We start from the raw sequence: 17,465 nt of genomic DNA on the forward strand, positions 1-17,465 counted from the left end.
AATATATATGTCTACAAATCGTGTTGTTGTTACAGGTTACGGCGTAACCTCACCAATCGGTAATACACCAGAAGAATTTTGGAACAGTCTTCATGACGGTAAAATTGGTATCAAGCCAATTACTAAGTTTGATGCTTCTGAAATTCCAGTCTTTAACGCTGGTGAAATCCAAGATTTCCCGTTCGATAAATACTTTGTGAAAAAAGATACTAACCGTATGGACACTTACTCACTTTATGCGATTTATGCTGCTATGGAAGCTCTTGAAAATTCAGGACTTAACATGGAAGAAGAAGATCGTGATCGTGTTGGTGTTATCGTGTCATCTGGTATCGGTGGTCTCCAAGAACTTGAAGATCAAATCATTCGTATGCACGAACGTGGTATGAAACGTATCAAACCAATGTTTATCCCTAAAGCACTCTCAAACATGGGTGCTGGTAACATTGCTCTTAAAATTGGTGCTCAAGGGGTATGTAAATCAGTGACGACTGCTTGTGCCTCTGCCAATGATGCAATCGGTGAGGCCTTCCGTGAAATTAAATTCGGTTTGCATGATGTTGTCTTGGCTGGTGGTGCTGAAGCTTCAATCACTAAGATTGGTATCGGTGGTTTCAATGCTCTTACAGCACTTTCAACAACAGAGGATCCAGAACGTTCATCAATTCCATTTGATAAAGACCGTAATGGTTTTGTTATGGGTGAAGGTGCAGGGGTTCTCGTTATCGAAAGCTTGGAACATGCTCAAAAACGTGGTGCTAACATCTTGGCTGAGATTGTTGGTTACGGATCAAACTGTGATGCCTACCACATGACAACACCAACTCCAGACGGTTCTGGTGCTGCTAAAGCAATTAAATTGGCTATCAATGAAGCTGGTATCAAACCTGAAGATGTTGATTATGTTAATGCTCACGGGACATCAACACCTGCCAATGAAAAAGGTGAAAGTGGTGCCATTGTTTCTGTACTTGGTAAAGATGTTCCAGTTTCATCTACTAAATCATTTACAGGTCACTTGCTAGGTGCTGCTGGTGCGGTTGAGGCTATTGCAACAATCGAAGCTATTCGTCATAGCTATGTACCGAAAACTGCTGGTACAAAAGAATTGTCTGACTACATCGAAGCTAATGTTGTTTATGGTGAAGGTCAAGAAGCTGATATTGAGTACGCAATTTCAAATACTTTCGGTTTTGGTGGACACAATGCTGTTCTTGCCTTTAAACGTTGGGAGGCTTAATTCATGAATATTTCTGAAATCAAAGATTTGTTGGCTCAATTTGATGCATCAACTTTGCGTGAATTTTCATACAAAAACAATGGTGAAGAATTGAACTTGAGCAAAAATCAAACAAGTTCAGTAACAGCTGCCCCAGTAGCTCCTACAGTTGAAGTAGTTGCGCCAGCTCCTCAGGCTCCGGTTGCTCCAGTAGCAGCACCTGCTGCTGTTGAAACTCCAGCAACACCAGTTGAAGAAGCTTCTGCACCAGCTCAAGCTGCTGAAGGAGAAGTGGTTGAAAGTCCACTTGTCGGTGTGGCTTACTTGTCTCCATCACCTGAAAAACCAGCCTTTGTTTCTGTTGGAGACACTGTTAAGAAAGGTCAAACTCTTCTTATCGTTGAAGCGATGAAGGTTATGAATGAAGTGCCAGCACCTAAAGATGGTGTTATTACTGAAATCTTGGTAGCAAATGAAGAAGTTGTTGACTACGGAAAAGGATTGGTACGCATCAAATGACAATTGATATTAATGCTATTCGTGAAGCTTTACCACACCGTTATCCAATGCTTTTGGTTGACCGTGTGCTAGAAGTTTCAGAAGACGAAATCACAGCTATTAAAAATGTAACGATCAATGAACCTTTCTTTAATGGACATTTTCCTCAATACCCAGTTATGCCTGGCGTTCTTATCATGGAAGCTCTTGCGCAAACAGCTGGTGTTCTTGAATTGTCTAAACCTGAAAACAAAGGCAAATTAGTCTTTTACGCAGGTATGGATAAGGTTAAATTTAAAAAACAAGTGGTTCCAGGTGACCAACTTGTTATGACAGCTAAGTTTGTTAAACGTCGTGGAACAATTGCTGTTGTTGAAGCTAAGGCTGAAGTCGATGGTAAACTTGCTGCATCAGGTACTTTGACTTTTGCTATTGGAAGCTAATGTTTTGTGAAAATCCTTCTGGCGACAGTCGGAAAGGATTTTTCTTTAGACATTGGTCTATCACATAGAAAGGAAATCAACACAGACTATCAAAAAATGTCTGATGTTATCTTGTTTTATGTTTAAAAAATTATTGATTGCCAATCGTGGTGAAATTGCAGTGCGTATTATCCGTGCAGCGCGTGAATTGGGTATCCAAACGGTTGCTATTTATTCTGAAGCAGATAAGGATTCTCTCCATACTATGCTTGCTGATGAAGCTATTTGTATCGGGCCTGCAAAATCAACGGATTCTTATTTGAATATGAATCGTGTCCTATCAGCTGCTATTGTGACTGAGGCTCAAGCTATTCATCCAGGGTTTGGTTTCTTGAGTGAAAACTCTAAATTTGCCACTCTCTGTGAAGAAATGAACATCAAGTTTATTGGTCCTTCAGGCGAAGTCATGGACAAGATGGGTGACAAAATCAATGCCCGTGCTGAAATGATTAAGGCTAATGTCCCTGTAATTCCTGGTTCAGATGGTGAAGTCTTTACAGCTGAGGAGGCTTTGGAAGTTGCCAACCGTCTTGGTTACCCAGTGATGCTTAAGGCTTCTGCTGGTGGTGGCGGTAAGGGGATTCGTAAGGTTAACACTGAAGAAGAGTTAGCTCCCGCTTTCGAATCTGCGTCACAAGAAGCTAAAGCAGCCTTTGGTAATGGGGCGATGTATATTGAAAAAGTTATTTACCCAGCTCGTCATATCGAGGTTCAAATTTTGGGAGATAGCTACGGTAACATTGTTCACCTAGGTGAGCGTGATTGCTCTCTTCAACGTAATAACCAAAAGGTCTTGGAAGAATCACCTTCAGTTGCTATTGGTAAGACTCTTCGTCACGAAATTGGTTCAGCGGCCGTCCGTGCTGCTAAGGCTGTTAATTATGAAAATGCGGGTACTATTGAGTTTCTTCTTGATGAAAAAACAGGTCAGTTCTATTTCATGGAAATGAATACCCGTGTTCAGGTTGAGCACCCAGTTACAGAATTTGTAAGTGGTGTGGATATTGTTAAAGAACAAATCCGTATTGCCGCAGGTGAAAAACTCTCTGTGACCCAAGATGATATTGAAATCAAGGGACATGCTATTGAGTGTCGTATCAATGCAGAAAATCCTAAGTTCAACTTTGCACCTAGTCCAGGGAAAATTAGCAACCTCTACCTACCTAGTGGTGGCGTTGGTCTCCGTGTAGACAGTGCAGTTTATCCTGGCTATACTATTCCACCTTACTATGATTCAATGATTGCCAAAATCATTGTTCATGGAGAGAATCGATTTGAGGCACTCATGAAGATGCAACGTGCTCTTTATGAGCTAGAAATCGATGGTGTTGTGACTAATGCTGACTTCCAGTTGGATTTGATTTCAGATCGTAGCGTTATCGCTGGGGATTATGATACTTCCTTCTTGATGGAGACTTTCCTACCAGATTATCAGAATCGTGAGGAATAAAGTTTATGGGATTATTTGATCGAAAAGAAAAGTATATCCGTATCAATCCTAACCGTTCTGTACGTAATGGGATTGATCACCAAGTGCCAGAAGTTCCAGATGAACTTTTTGCCAAATGTCCTGGTTGTAAACAAGCTATTTATCAAAAGGACTTGGGACAAGCTAAAATTTGTCCAAATTGTTCTTATACCTTCCGTATTTCAGCTAAAGAACGTCTCGATTTAACGGTTGATGAGGGGTCATTCCAAGAACTTTTTACTGGTATTAAAACTGAAAATCCATTGAATTTCCCAGGTTATATGGAGAAATTAGCAGCGACTAAGGAAAAAACGGGTCTTGATGAAGCTGTTGTAACTGGTGTTGCAAGTATCAAGGGGCAAAAAACAGCCTTGGCCATTATGGATTCTAACTTTATCATGGCTTCAATGGGAACTGTTGTTGGTGAGAAAATCACCAAACTCTTTGAACATGCGATTGAGGAAAAACTTCCAGTTGTTATTTTTACAGCATCTGGTGGTGCCCGTATGCAAGAAGGAATCATGAGTTTGATGCAGATGGCCAAGATTTCAGCCGCTGTAAAACGTCATTCGAATGCTGGCTTGTTGTATTTGACTGTATTGACAGATCCAACAACTGGCGGAGTTACAGCAAGTTTCGCCATGGAAGGCGATATCATCTTAGCTGAGCCACAAACCTTGATTGGTTTCGCAGGTCGTCGTGTTATTGAAAACACAGTTCGCGAAACTTTGCCAGATGATTTCCAAAAGGCTGAGTTCCTTCAAGAACATGGTTTTGTTGATGCCATTGTTAAACGTACAGAGTTGGCTGATACCATTGCCACACTCTTATCATTCCATGGAGGTGTTCAATGAGCGACGTAGCACGTATTTTAAAAGAAGCGCGTGACCAAGGCCGTTTAACTGCTTTGGACTTTGCCCAAGGAATCTTCGATGACTTTATCGAACTTCATGGCGACCGTAATTTCCGTGACGATGGTGCCATTATTGGTGGTATTGGTCGTTTAAATGGCCAAGCGGTTACTGTAGTGGGTATCCAAAAAGGTAGAAACCTACAAGATAACCTTAACCGTAACTTTGGGCAACCTCATCCAGAGGGCTATCGTAAGGCTCTTCGCCTCATGAAACAGGCTGAAAAGTTTGGACGTCCAGTTGTTACCTTTATCAATACTGCAGGTGCTTATCCTGGTGTTGGAGCAGAGGAACGTGGACAAGGTGAGGCAATTGCGCGTAACCTTATGGAAATGAGTGATCTTAAGGTGCCAATTATTGCCATCATCATTGGTGAAGGTGGTTCGGGAGGAGCTCTTGCCTTGGCGGTAGCCGATAAGGTTTGGATGCTTGAAAATACCATCTACTCTATCTTGAGTCCGGAAGGGTTTGCGACTATTCTCTGGAAAGATGGCTCACGTTCAGAAGAGGCAGCAGAGTTGATGAAGATTACATCAGGCGAGTTGCTTAATATGGGAATCGTTGATAAGGTGATTCCAGAACGTGGTTACTTTACAAGTGAAATTATTGAAGCAATTAAGACAGCAATTGTAGATGAGTTGGCAGAATTAAGCCAATTATCAACAGAGGACTTGCTTGAAGCGCGTTATCAACGTTTTAGAAAATACTAAAAAACATTGGGATATATCCCAATGTTTTTTAAACGGTATGACGTTCGAAGGCTTGGTCTGAGATACCTTGTTCGAGGATAAGTTTAGCCCATTCCTTAGCTGAATGAAGACTGTGATCCTTGTAGTTACCACAAGATTCAATGGTAGTTCCTGGAACATCTTCCCATGTAATCTCGTTAGCAATAGCTTCAAGACTAGATTTGATAACTTTAGCAATTTCTGTAGGATCTTGTTTACCCCACATAATCATATGGAAGCCTGTACGGCAACCAAATGGTGAGCAATCAATAAGTCCATCGATACGTTGACGGATCAGTTTAGCGAGTAGGTGTTCGATAGTGTGAAGACCACCTGTGTCAATACTATTTTCATTAGGTTGAATCAAACGGATATCAAAGTTTGTAATGATATCTCCTTTAGGTCCAACTTCCTCTGAAATAAGACGCACATAAGGTGCTTTTACAATGGTGTGATCAAGTTCAAAACTTTCAACAGTAACGTCTTTTGGCATGGTAATACCTCCCTATTCTAATAGAGTTATGATACCATAAAATCAGTTTAAAGTTCTAGTATATATTTGAGAAATCGCTATAAATATGATACACTAGAAGACGGTTTTCTTTAGGGAAACCTTAGAAAAGTTGAGGTAAAGACATGATAAACATGATAATTTTAGTTGTCTTTGCACTCATTGGTTTAGTCGTTGGATATTTAGCAATTTCTATTAAACTTAGCAAAGCTAAGGAACAAGCAGAAACTACCTTGCTAAAGGCAGAACAAGACGCTGTGAACCTTCGTAGTCAGGCAGAGCATGATGCAGATCATCTGCGTGTGACTGCTGAACGCGAGAGTAAGGCTCAACGTAAAGAGTTCTTGTTAGAAGCAAAAGAGGAAGCTAGAAAATATCGAGAAGATATTGAAAAAGAATTCAAATCTGAACGTCAAGAGCTTAAACAGATGGAAAATCGTTTGACAGAACGTGCCACTAGCCTTGATCGTAAGGATGAAAATCTATCAAGTAAAGAACTTGCCCTCGAGAAGAAAGAGCAGAGTCTTGCTGACAAATCTAAACATCTTAATGAGCGTGAAGAGAATGTGACTCAGTTGGAGGCTGAGAAGCAGGCTGAACTTGAACGTGTTGGTCAAATGACCATTGCAGAAGCGCGTGAGGTAATCTTAACGGAGACTGAGAATAATCTGACTCATGAGATTGCAACACGTATCAAAGATGCAGAAGCACAGGTTAAAGATACTGTTGATAAGAAAGCCAAAAACGTGTTGGCGCAAGCTATGCAACGCTTGGCTGGAGATTATGTTACTGAACAAACAGTAACTACTGTTCACCTTCCAGATGACAATATGAAAGGTCGTATCATTGGACGTGAGGGGCGTAACATCCGTACGCTTGAAAGTCTAACAGGTATTGACGTTATTATTGACGATACTCCAGAAGTGGTTGTCCTTTCTGGTTTCGATCCCGTTCGTCGTGAAATTGCACGTATGACTCTCGAAGCCTTGATTAAGGATGGACGCATCCATCCAGCTCGTATTGAAGAGTTGGTTGAGAAGAGCCGTCAGGAAATGGATAACCGTATCCGTGAATATGGTGAAGAGGCAGCCTACGAAATTGGCGCTATGAATCTTCACCCTGATTTGATCAAGATTATGGGACGCTTGCAGTTCCGTACGTCGTATGGTCAAAACGTACTTCGTCACTCAGTTGAAGTTGGTAAACTAGCAGGTATCATGGCTGGTGAATTGGGTGAGAATGTTGCCCTCGCTCGTCGTGCTGGTTTCCTTCACGATATGGGGAAAGCCATTGACAAAGAAGTCGAAGGTAGTCACGTAGAGATTGGTGCTGAGTTTGCACGTAAGTACAAAGAACATCCAGTTGTGGTTAACGCTATTGCCAGCCACCATGGCGATGTAGAACCTGAGAGCGTCATTGCAGTTATTGTAGCTGCAGCAGATGCTTTGAGTTCGGCTCGTCCAGGGGCTCGTAATGAATCTGTTGAGAATTACGTCAAACGCCTTCGTGATTTGGAAGAAATTGCATCAAGCTTTGACGGTGTTCAAACAAGCTTCGCCCTTCAAGCTGGTCGTGAGATTCGTATTATGGTTCATCCAAACAAAATCTCAGATGATGAAGTTACAATCTTGTCTCACAAGGTACGTGAACAAATCGAGAAGAACTTGGATTACCCAGGAAATATTAAGGTTACAGTCATTCGTGAATTCCGTGCAGTTGACTATGCCAAATAAGATAAGAGAGCCGCAAGGCTTTTTTATTTTGCACTTGATACTGAAAGGTTGTATTCTTTTTGAAAATGTAAGAACTTTCTTATCAAATTGCGTCATTTTGGTAGATTAGTATTTTATAATGAAATATTTTGATTTTTTTTGACTGATTTTAGTTGACAGTTATTAAAAATTGAGTATAATAGATTCTGTAAACGATTACAGAAGGAGAGATTATGCTAAAGTCTGAACGTAAGCAGATTATCTTGTCTCAGTTGAAACAAGATGGTTTTGTCACTTTGGAAAACCTAACTGTTTTGTTAAGTGATACTTCCGAGTCGACGATTCGTCGTGACTTGGACGAGTTAGCGGCAGATGGCCAACTTAAACGTGTTCATGGTGGTGCTGAAAGCATTCATGGTCTAAAGGAAGAAATTGCCAATAGTCAAAAAGCTATTAGAAACGTTCAAGAAAAGGCTCAGTTAGCTGGTTATGCTGCCGATTTGATTAAGGAAGGTGATGTCGTCTTTCTTGAGGCTAGTACAACAAATGAACTTTTGATTCCACATTTGGCCAATCGTCAGGTAACGGTTGTGACTAATTCTATCCATCATGCGGTTAAGCTGGTAGATCTTGGTGTTAGCACTAGGATTGTTGGAGGAAAGGTTAAACATTCAACGGATGCGTCTATTGGAAGTACTGCTCAAGAGCAAATCAGACAACTGAATTTTGATTGTGCTTTCATTGGTGCTAATGGCGTTGATGCTCATTATTTCACCACACCAGACATGGAAGAGGCAGTTATCAAACGGACGGTTATAGCTAATGCGCAAAAAGCCTATGTTCTAGCTGATGCCTCTAAACTTGGTCAGATTACCTATGCTAAGGTAGCTGAGGTTGAAAAAGTAACCATAATTACAAATGCTTCGGAAGAAGAGCTCCTAAAAGAATTAAAAGAGAAAACGAGGGTTATTGAAGTATGATTTATACTGTAACGCTGAATCCATCAATCGACTTCATTGTTCGTATCGATAAAGTAGAGATTGGTGAAGTTAACCGTATGGAGAGTGATGATAAGTTCGCTGGCGGTAAGGGTATTAATGTTAGTCGTATTTTGCAACGCTTAGGTGTTGATAATACTGCAACGGGCTTCATCGGTGGTTTTACAGGACGTTTTGTGACAGATGGTTTGGATGCAGAGGGCATTAAAACCAAGTTTGTAGCAGTGGATCAAGACACACGTATTAATGTTAAAATCAAGGCTGACCAAGAAACTGAAATTAATGGTGCAGGACCTGTCATTAATGAGTATCAATTGGCTGAATTGGAAGCAGTTCTTTCAAGTGTAAGTGCCGATGATGTGGTTGTTTTTGCTGGATCAGCACCAAGCAATCTTGGAAATAAGGTCTATAACAAATTGATTCCACTAGTGCGTGAAACGGGTGCACAGGTTGTCTGTGACTTTGAAGGACAAACCTTGCTTGATTCCTTGGCTTACCAACCACTCTTGGTTAAACCAAATAACCATGAGTTAGAAGCTATTTTCAATGTCAAACTTAATGGTTTGGCTGATGTTGAAAAATATGCGCGTGAAATCCTTGCTAAGGGGGCACAGAACGTTATCATCTCAATGGCAGGTGATGGAGCGCTGCTTGTCACACCAGAGGCTGCTTATTTTGCCAAACCAATCAAGGGAACAGTTAAAAACTCTGTTGGTGCGGGTGACTCTATGGTTGCTGGTTTCACTGGTGAGTTTGTTAAATCTGGTGATCCGATTGAGGCTCTCAAGTGGGGAGTAGCGTGTGGAACATCTACAGCTTTCTCAGATGACTTAGCGACAATTGAATTTATTAAAGAAACATACAATAAAGTAGAGGTAGAAAAACTATGAAAATTCAGGATTTACTGAACAAAAAAGTAATGTTGCTTGACCTTCAAGCAACTACAAAAGAAGCTGCTATCGATGAAATGATTAACAGCTTGGTTGACAATGGTGTTGTGACTGACTTTGATGTTTTCAAAGCAGGTATTATGGCTCGTGAAGCACAAACATCAACTGGTTTGGGTGATGGAATCGCTATGCCACACAGCAAAAATGCTGCAGTAAAAGAAGCAACAGTACTTTTTGCTAAATCTAATAAAGGTGTAGATTACGAATCACTTGATGGTCAACCTACAGACCTCTTCTTTATGATTGCTGCTCCAGAGGGAGCAAATGACACTCACTTGGCAGCCCTTGCTGAGTTGTCAAAATACCTTATGCAAGATGGTTTTGCAGATCGTTTGCGTAAGGTGACTTCTCCAGATGAAGTGATTGCTGCTTTCAATACGGGTGAAGAAGAAGCACAAGCTGAGGAAGCTAAGAAAGCACAAGCTGTTAAAGAAGCAGCTTCAAGCGATAAACCACTTATCGTAGCCGTAACAGCTTGTACAACTGGTATTGCTCACACTTACATGGCTGAAGAATCACTAATTAAAACAGGTGAAGAAATGGGTGTCAATGTTCGTGTTGAAACTAACGGTGCTTCAGGTGTCGGAACACCTTTGACTGCCGAAGAAATCAGTAAGGCTGTAGGTGTTATCGTAGCAGCAGACAAGGCAGTTGAAACAGCACGTTTCGATGGTAAAAAATTGCTTTCTAAACCAGTCGCTGCAGGTATTCGTCAACCTCAAGAATTAATCCAAAATATCTTGGATGGTAAGGCTGAAGTCTTCCATGCCGAAAATGCTGGAGCTGCTCAAGAATCAAGTGAGAAATTGAGCCTCGGTGGTGCCTTCTATAAACACTTGATGAGTGGGGTATCACAAATGCTTCCATTCGTTATCGGTGGTGGTATCATGATTGCGCTTGCCTTCTTACTTGACCAAATCATGGGTGTTCCTAAAGATCAATTGTCACAACTTGGTTCTTACCATGAAATTGCTGCTCAATTCAAGGCAATTGGTGGCGCTGCCTTTGGCTTCATGCTTCCAGTACTTGCAGGTTACATTGCTTACTCTATCGCTGAAAAACCAGGTTTGGTATCAGGTTTCGTAGCTGGTGCTATTGCTTCAAGTGGTGCAGCCTTTGGTGGTGTTCCATTTGCTTCAGGTGGTAAAGCAACCCTTGCCCTTGCTGGCGTATCTTCAGGTTTCCTTGGAGCTCTTGTTGGTGGTTTCCTTGCAGGTGGTGTTATCCTTGTTCTTCGTAAACTCTTGGCAGGTATTCCACGTGCCCTTGAAGGAATCCGTTCTATCTTGCTCTTGCCACTTCTTGGTGTATTTGCTACTGGTTTCTTGATGTTGGCAGTAAATATCCCAATGGCAGCAATTAATACTGGTCTTAATAACTTCTTGTCAAGCTTGTCAGGAAGCTCAGCCGTACTACTTGGTCTCCTTGTTGGTGGTATGATGGCAGTGGATATGGGTGGACCAGTCAACAAAGCAGCTTATGTCTTTGGTACAGGTACTCTCGCAGCAACAGTAACTTCAGGTGGTTCAGTTGTTATGGCAGCAGTTATGGCGGCTGGTATGGTTCCTCCGTTGGCAGTATTTGTAGCAACACTCTTGTTTAAAGATAAATTTTCTGAAGAAGAACGCAACTCTGGTTTGACAAACATCGTTATGGGACTCTCATTCATCACTGAAGGTGCGATCCCATTTGGTGCAGCTGACCCAGCACGCGCTATCCCAAGCTTTATCGTCGGTTCAGCTCTTACAGGTGCTCTTGTAGGTATGGCAGGAATCAAATTGATGGCACCACACGGAGGTATCTTCGTAATTGCCCTCACATCAAATGCCCTTCTCTACCTTCTCTTCATCTTGATTGGTGCTGTGGTATCAGGTATCCTCTTCGGATTCCTCCGCAAGCCACTTGATAAATAAGATATGACAAAACAATCTCGTCGTGACGGGATTGTTTTTTGTGTCGTAGCAGATTTTTGTCAGGGTACCTATTTTATGATAAAGTATAGGCAGAAATGGCTATCTAGTAGCTAATACGCTGTATAAAGCAACATAAGAGGTAAAATATGGTAAAAGAATACGATTATATTGTCATTGGTGGTGGTTCTGGTGGTATTGCCAGTGCCAATCGTGCTGCCATGCATGGTGCTAAGGTTATTCTCTTTGAAGGAAAAGAGGTCGGAGGTACCTGTGTCAATGTAGGTTGTGTGCCTAAAAAGGTCATGTGGTATGGTGCTCAGGTTGCTGAAACCCTTCACCGTTATGCAGGTGAGTACGGTTTTGATGTGACGATTAATAAGTTTGATTTTGCAACGCTTAAGGCCAATCGTCAGGCTTATATCGACCGTATCCATGGTTCTTATGAGCGTGGTTTTGATAGCAATGGCGTTGAACGTGTATACGAGTATGCAAGATTTGTTGACCCTCATACGGTTGAAGTAGCGGGTGAGCGTTATACAGCACCCCATATCCTTATTGCGACTGGTGGTCACGCCCTTTATCCAAACATTCCAGGTAGTGAATATGGGATTACCTCCGATGGTTTCTTTGAACTAGATGAGGTGCCAAAACGTACAGCTGTTATTGGTGCTGGCTACATCGCCGTTGAGGTTGCTGGTGTTCTCAATGCTCTTGGAAGTGATACACACCTCTTTGTGCGTAAAGATCGTCCATTGCGTACCTTTGATAAGGATATCGTTGATGTTTTAGTTGATGAAATGGCTAAATCTGGTCCGACCCTCCATACGCATGCTAATGTGACAGAGGTAGTGAAGAATGCAGATGATTCCTTGACCATTAGTTTTGATAATGGAGAAACGATTACTGTTGATTGCCTCATCTGGGCTATTGGACGCGCAGCCAACACCTCTGGTTTTGGACTTGAAAAGACAGGTGTTAAACTGACTGAAAAAGGAACAATCTATTCGGATGAGTTTGAAAATACATCTGTTCCTGGAATCTATGCCCTTGGCGATGTAACTGGTAAACTTGATTTGACACCAGTTGCAGTCAAGGCTGGACGTCAATTGTCAGAGAGACTCTTCAACAATAAAGCTGATGCTAAGCTTGATTACACTGATGTAGCCACCGTGGTCTTTAGCCATCCAGTTATTGGTTCTGTTGGCTTGACTGAAGAAAAAGCAATCGCTAAGTATGGTGCGGAGAATATTAAGGTTTATAAATCTAGTTTCACACCAATGTATACGGCCCTTGGAGACAATCGTCAGCCTTCAACTATGAAATTAGTAACGCTTGGTGAGGATGAAAAAATCATTGGCCTTCACGGTATTGGCTATGGTGTTGATGAGATGATTCAAGGTTTCTCTGTGGCCATTAAGATGGGAGCAACTAAGGCTGATTTTGATAATACGGTTGCCATTCACCCAACAGGTTCAGAAGAATTTGTGACGATGAGATAGAAAAGTGAAGTCTGTTAACCGAGAGTTTCAGACCTTTCTTTGTGTCTGAATGGCTTCAATTGAAAGTAATCGCAAGGGAATTCCCTTGCGAATTTCCATAGCCTTTTTGGCTATGGAAACCATCCATCCAACAGGTTCAGAAGAATTTGTAACGATGCGATAGACAAGTGAAGTCTGTTAACTGAGAGTTTCAGACTTTTCTTTGTGTTCAAATAGCAGCCTACACTTTGTGTAAAGCTATAGACTGTCTAAATAAAAAAGGCCTTCAGGCCTTATTTTATTTAATTAAGTAGTTTCTTACTTCTGAGATAAAGTAAAGAGATCCAGTGACAACAAATAAGTCATCAGGATTTGCTGATTCAGCTTGTGCTAGCCAGTCTCTATAGTCGGCTACACGTTTGAAGTCTTTGGGATAGTCATTCAAGGGCAGTGCCTCAAAAAGGTCAAAGCTGGTTACCGTTATATCATAATCTTTCAATTCCTCTAGTAAGTCTGCCAAAGGCTTTCGTCTAAGTCCTGCAAAGAGGATGTGTACCCTACGATTAGCGAAGTTATCTTTTAGTACCTGTTTTAAGCTAGCAATTCCTTGAGGATTATGAGCACCATCTAGGTAAATGTTATTTCCTATCCACTCACTACGACCAGGCCAATGCGTCTCTTCGATTCCCTCTTGGGTGCTCTTATCGGTAATCTTAGGAAATGTTTGAGCTAGGAGATGGGCAGCAGTGACAGCTAGCCCAGCATTGTTTTCTTGATGCTGTCCTAACATTGGTAGCTTAAGATTTGGACTTTCCCAATGGTCATAAGAAATTTGGATCGTTTGATTGTCCTTCGGAAGCAGCTGAATTTCCCTATCAATGATGGCTAAAGGAGCTTGTAGGTCATGTGATTTTTGGTTGAAGAAATGTTCAACTTCTGCAGAGACACGACCAAGTAAGATAGGTGTGTTTTTTCGCATGACGCCTGCCTTATGATTGGCAATGTCCAAAAGGCTATCGCCCAAGGTCTCAGTGTGATCAAAGCCAATCGAAGTACAGATGACAAGCTCTGGCGAAAGAACATTGGTCGAATCAAGGCGTCCACCAATTCCAGCCTCAATGATAGCCATATCAACCTGTTTAAGGTCAAAGTAGAGGAACATGAGTAAGGTGACCAATTCAAATTCCGTTGGTCGCTCAAAAGCAGTGTGCTCTTCTAAATCATCGAGTAGAACCTGAGCTTTCGCAACAAGGCTAATCAAATCTTTATCAGGGATTTCTGTGCCGTTAATGCTAATACGTTCGTTGAAGCGAGTAATATAAGGGGAGGTGAAAGTCCCGACCTGATAGCCTGACTTTGTTAGGATATTTTGTAGGTAGCTAGTTGTTGATCCCTTACCGTTGGTCCCGACTATATGCACCGTTGGAAAGTGAGTCTGAGGATTTCCGGCTTGTTTCAAGAGCCAACGCATACGTTCGAGTTGAGGGCGACGGCCATTGCCCTTGAAAGAATGGATAAAATTTAGAGTTTCTGTATAGTTCATAGGATTATAGAAAAAAGGCAGGGTTTCCTAGCCTTTTATATGTTTTAGTTAGAAGCGGCATCACCAGTTGTTGCGCCACCAGTAGTCGCATTGCCAGATGTTGTATCTGCAGTAGCTACTGATGAAGAGGTAGTCGTATTGCCACCCGTTGTTGTATCTGCAGATGACGAATAGGTGTTAGTTCCTGCTTGGCTACTTGTTTCTGTTTCTGAATCAGTCGCATTGCCATAACTAGATGAGGTAGCACTTGATTCTTGAGTCTTATTATTGCCTTCTTTGATGACTACAGTTGATTGATTGGCTGATGAATCAGAAGTGTCCTTATTTTTAGAGGCTGTGAAATTCATGATGGTGATTGAAGCCACGATGATTGACAAAATTGTCCCGACGGCAGTAAGGACTTTTTGGAAGGCAGTGAAGCCTTTTGTAACGTGTTCAGTCACATTTGGGGCAGATTTTTTTTCTTCTTTTGATGAATGATTACGGCGTGAGTAATTTTCAGACATGATGCTCTCCTTAAAAATATTTCGTACTTTCTATTATATGATTTTCTCGCAAAAATTGCTAAAAAAATTATGCTATAATAAATAGTAAATAAAAATCGAGGAAAAATCATGATTTATTTTGATAATTCAGCCACGACGGTGCCTTATCCAGAGGCACTTAGAACCTATCAAGAAGTGGCTACTAAAATTTTTGGGAACCCATCCAGCCTACACCAATTAGGAACATCTGCGACACGTATTTTGGAGGCTTCTCGTAAGCAAGTTGCGGAACTCATTGGAAAATCAGCCGATGAGATTTTCTTTACGTCTGGAGGAACCGAAGGTGATAACTGGGTCATCAAAGGTGTAGCTTTCGAAAAAGAGCCTTACGGCAAACACATCATTGTTTCTGATATTGAACACCCTGCGGTAAAAGAATCTGCCAAATGGCTTTCAGAGCATGGTTTCGAGGTGTCTTATGCACCAGTAAATGAGCAAGGGTTTGTGGATGTTGAAGCTCTTGCTGAATTATTACGCCCTGACACGATCTTGGTTTCGGTTATGGCTGTTAATAATGAAATCGGATCAATCCAACCTATTCAAGCCATCTCAGATCTCTTGGCTAATGAGCCTACCATATCTTTCCATGTGGATGCTGTTCAGGCTATTGGGAAGATTCCAGTATCGTCCTATTTAACTGACCGTGTAGATTTTGCGACATTTTCTGGTCACAAGTTTCATGCTGTTCGTGGTGTCGGTTTTGTCTACAAAAAAGCAGGGAAAAAGATTACTCCGCTCTTAACCGGTGGTGGTCAAGAAAAAGATTTCCGTTCAACGACTGAAAATGTTGCCGGCATTGCGAGTATGGCCAAGGCCTTGCGCTTGGTAACTGACAAAGAGGAATTTTCTCTTCCTAAAATTGCCAAGATGAAAAAGATTATCTTTGACGAATTGGCTAAGTACGAGGATATTACTATTTTCTCAGGTGAGGGTGAAGACTTTGCTCCCAATATTTTGACCTTTGGAATCAAGGGTGTTCGTGGTGAAGTTATTGTCCATGCTTTTGAAGAGCATCAAATCTATATTTCAACGACATCAGCATGTTCATCTAAGGCGGGTAAACCAGCGGGAACCCTTATTTCTATGGGTGTACCGACTAAGTTAGCTCAAACAGCTGTTCGTATCAGTCTTGATGATGACAATGATATGGGACAGGTGGAACAGTTCCTCACGATTTTCAAGCAGGTCTACGCCAAGACACAAAAAGTGAGATAGCAAGATTTAATCGATTAAACAATAAAACTAAATTCACATTTAAAAGGAAAAGGAATGACACTAACATATTCAGAAATTATGGTTCGCTATGGTGAATTGTCTACTAAGGGCAAGAACCGTATGCGATTTATCAATAAACTTAGAAATAATATTAAGGATGTCCTATCCATCTATCCAGATGTTAAAGTGACTTTTGATCGAGATCGTGGACATATCTACCTCAATGGTACAGACTACGAGCCAGTAGCAGAGTCTTTGAAGCAAATTTTTGGTATTCAAGCCTTTAGTCCTGTTTACAAGTTTGAAAAAGATGTCGAAGTTTTGAAAAAAGCTGTTCAAGACATTATGACTGGACTCTATCGTGATGGTCTCACTTTTAAAGTAACTGCCAAACGTAGTGACCATGACTTTGTTCTCGACAGTCGCGAGCTCAATCTTACTTTAGGAAATGCAGTCTTTGATGTATTGCCTGACATTAAGGCTCAGATGAAGGGACCAGATGTCAATCTTAAGGTAGAAATTCGTGCCGAGGCGGCTTATATTTCTCACGAGGAAATCAAAGGAGCAGGCGGTCTACCTGTAGGTACTGCTGGTAAAGGAATGCTCATGCTTTCAGGTGGGATTGATTCGCCAGTGGCAGGTTATCTTGCCCTTAAACGTGGTGTGGATATTGAAGCTGTCCACTTTGCAAGTCCTCCTTACACTAGCCCTGGAGCTCTTAAAAAGGCTCAAGATTTGACCCGTAAGTTGACTAAATTTGGTGGTAATATTCAGTTCATCGAAGTACCATTTACTGAAATTCAAGAGGAAATCAAAGAAAAAGCACCAGAAGCTTATTTGATGACCTTGACACGTCGCTTTATGATGCGTATTACGGATCGTATCCGTGAAGAACGCCGAGGTCTTGTGATTATCAATGGTGAAAGTCTTGGTCAGGTTGCTAGTCAGACTATGGAGTCTATGCAGGCGATTAATGCTGTTACATGTACGCCAGTGATTCGCCCGGTTGTCACTATGGACAAGTTGGAAATCATTGATTTGGCACAAAAAATTGATACCTTTGACATTTCCATCCAACCTTTTGAGGATTGCTGTACCATCTTTGCACCTGACCGTCCAAAGACTAATCCAAAAATCAAAAACGTTGAACAATATGAACGTCGTATGGATGTTGACGCCTTGGTTGAACGTGCGGTTGCAGGAATCATGGTGACTGAAATCACACCTATTGAAGAGGCGCAAGACGAAGTGGATACACTTATCGAAGACTTGCTCTAGTCTAGGAGGCTATAGT

At 41.5% G+C, this 17,465-nt stretch carries 16 protein-coding genes; 13 read left to right on the forward strand and 3 right to left on the reverse strand.

The window, feature by feature from the left end:
* Positions 1-7 precede the first annotated feature (7 nt).
* From fabF to NSQ79_RS01965, 6 genes are all read left to right on the forward strand, one after another.
* Entirely contained in the window at positions 8-1,240 is a 1,233-nt protein-coding gene (fabF, locus tag NSQ79_RS01940) for a beta-ketoacyl-ACP synthase II (RefSeq protein WP_002885574.1), read from the forward strand.
* 3 nt (positions 1,241-1,243) lie between these two features.
* The gene (gene accB, locus NSQ79_RS01945) at positions 1,244-1,738 is read left to right on the forward strand and encodes an acetyl-CoA carboxylase biotin carboxyl carrier protein (protein ID WP_002885548.1); all 495 of its coding nucleotides are present in this window, start codon (positions 1,244-1,246) and stop codon (positions 1,736-1,738) included.
* Complete coding sequence (fabZ, locus tag NSQ79_RS01950) at positions 1,735-2,160, forward strand: 3-hydroxyacyl-ACP dehydratase FabZ (RefSeq protein ID WP_002885470.1); 426 nt, start codon at positions 1,735-1,737, stop codon at positions 2,158-2,160. The genes accB and fabZ overlap by 4 nt, the downstream gene beginning before the upstream one ends.
* 118 nt (positions 2,161-2,278) lie before the next feature.
* Positions 2,279-3,649 (forward strand): acetyl-CoA carboxylase biotin carboxylase subunit, encoded by a 1,371-nt coding sequence (locus tag NSQ79_RS01955; protein ID WP_002885488.1) that lies wholly within the window; start codon positions 2,279-2,281, stop codon positions 3,647-3,649.
* Between the two features lie 5 nt (positions 3,650-3,654).
* Positions 3,655-4,521, forward strand: a complete 867-nt coding sequence (gene accD / locus NSQ79_RS01960; RefSeq protein ID WP_045769285.1) for an acetyl-CoA carboxylase, carboxyltransferase subunit beta — start codon at positions 3,655-3,657, stop codon at positions 4,519-4,521.
* Complete coding sequence (locus tag NSQ79_RS01965; protein ID WP_002886662.1) at positions 4,518-5,288, forward strand: acetyl-CoA carboxylase carboxyl transferase subunit alpha; 771 nt, start codon at positions 4,518-4,520, stop codon at positions 5,286-5,288. Before accD ends, NSQ79_RS01965 begins: the two co-directional genes overlap by 4 nt.
* Positions 5,289-5,316: 28 nt before the next feature.
* On the opposite strand, the gene NSQ79_RS01970 is transcribed toward NSQ79_RS01965, so the two are convergent.
* Positions 5,317-5,799 (reverse strand): S-ribosylhomocysteine lyase, encoded by a 483-nt coding sequence (locus NSQ79_RS01970; protein ID WP_002885585.1) that lies wholly within the window; start codon positions 5,797-5,799, stop codon positions 5,317-5,319.
* Positions 5,800-5,942: 143 nt separating this feature from the next.
* Here NSQ79_RS01970 and NSQ79_RS01975 point away from each other — a divergent pair, with 143 nt between their 5' ends.
* The 5 genes from NSQ79_RS01975 (at position 5,943) to gorA (ending at position 12,889) form a co-directional block, all read left to right on the forward strand.
* Positions 5,943-7,550 (forward strand): ribonuclease Y, encoded by a 1,608-nt coding sequence (locus NSQ79_RS01975; protein WP_002885478.1) that lies wholly within the window; start codon positions 5,943-5,945, stop codon positions 7,548-7,550.
* A 212-nt stretch (positions 7,551-7,762) separates the two neighbouring features.
* On the forward strand, positions 7,763-8,509 hold the full coding sequence (locus tag NSQ79_RS01980; RefSeq protein ID WP_014633945.1) for a DeoR/GlpR family DNA-binding transcription regulator: 747 nt from the start codon (positions 7,763-7,765) through the stop codon (positions 8,507-8,509).
* Positions 8,506-9,417 carry a 1-phosphofructokinase gene (gene pfkB, locus NSQ79_RS01985; RefSeq protein WP_002885581.1) on the forward strand — a complete coding sequence of 304 codons (912 nt, stop codon included), beginning with the start codon at positions 8,506-8,508 and terminating at the stop codon, positions 9,415-9,417. Before NSQ79_RS01980 ends, pfkB begins: the two co-directional genes overlap by 4 nt.
* The gene (locus NSQ79_RS01990; RefSeq protein ID WP_013990107.1) at positions 9,414-11,390 is read left to right on the forward strand and encodes a fructose-specific PTS transporter subunit EIIC; all 1,977 of its coding nucleotides are present in this window, start codon (positions 9,414-9,416) and stop codon (positions 11,388-11,390) included. The genes pfkB and NSQ79_RS01990 overlap by 4 nt, the downstream gene beginning before the upstream one ends.
* 146 nt (positions 11,391-11,536) lie before the next feature.
* Entirely contained in the window at positions 11,537-12,889 is a 1,353-nt protein-coding gene (gene gorA, locus NSQ79_RS01995) for a glutathione-disulfide reductase (RefSeq protein ID WP_013990108.1), read from the forward strand.
* A gap of 277 nt (positions 12,890-13,166) precedes the next feature.
* On the opposite strand, the gene NSQ79_RS02000 is transcribed toward gorA, so the two are convergent.
* Together NSQ79_RS02000 and NSQ79_RS02005 are read right to left on the reverse strand one after the other, a co-directional pair.
* A complete protein-coding gene (locus tag NSQ79_RS02000; protein WP_014633558.1) occupies positions 13,167-14,411 on the reverse strand; it encodes a folylpolyglutamate synthase/dihydrofolate synthase family protein in 1,245 nt (414 codons plus the stop codon).
* A 44-nt stretch (positions 14,412-14,455) separates the two neighbouring features.
* Positions 14,456-14,917 carry a DUF6556 family protein gene (locus NSQ79_RS02005; RefSeq protein ID WP_073686703.1) on the reverse strand — a complete coding sequence of 154 codons (462 nt, stop codon included), beginning with the start codon at positions 14,915-14,917 and terminating at the stop codon, positions 14,456-14,458.
* 108 nt (positions 14,918-15,025) lie between these two features.
* Between NSQ79_RS02005 and NSQ79_RS02010 the strand changes: the two genes are divergently transcribed.
* Positions 15,026-16,171, forward strand: coding sequence for a cysteine desulfurase family protein (locus tag NSQ79_RS02010; protein WP_013990112.1), 1,146 nt, complete (start codon positions 15,026-15,028; stop codon positions 16,169-16,171).
* Between the two features lie 54 nt (positions 16,172-16,225).
* Entirely contained in the window at positions 16,226-17,449 is a 1,224-nt protein-coding gene (gene thiI, locus NSQ79_RS02015) for a tRNA uracil 4-sulfurtransferase ThiI (protein ID WP_045001918.1), read from the forward strand.
* Positions 17,450-17,465: the final 16 nt, after the last annotated feature.

The sequence above is a fragment of the Streptococcus sp. FSL W7-1342 genome, from assembly GCF_037966635.1.
Taxonomy (GTDB): Bacteria; Bacillota; Bacilli; order Lactobacillales; family Streptococcaceae; genus Streptococcus; species Streptococcus salivarius_D.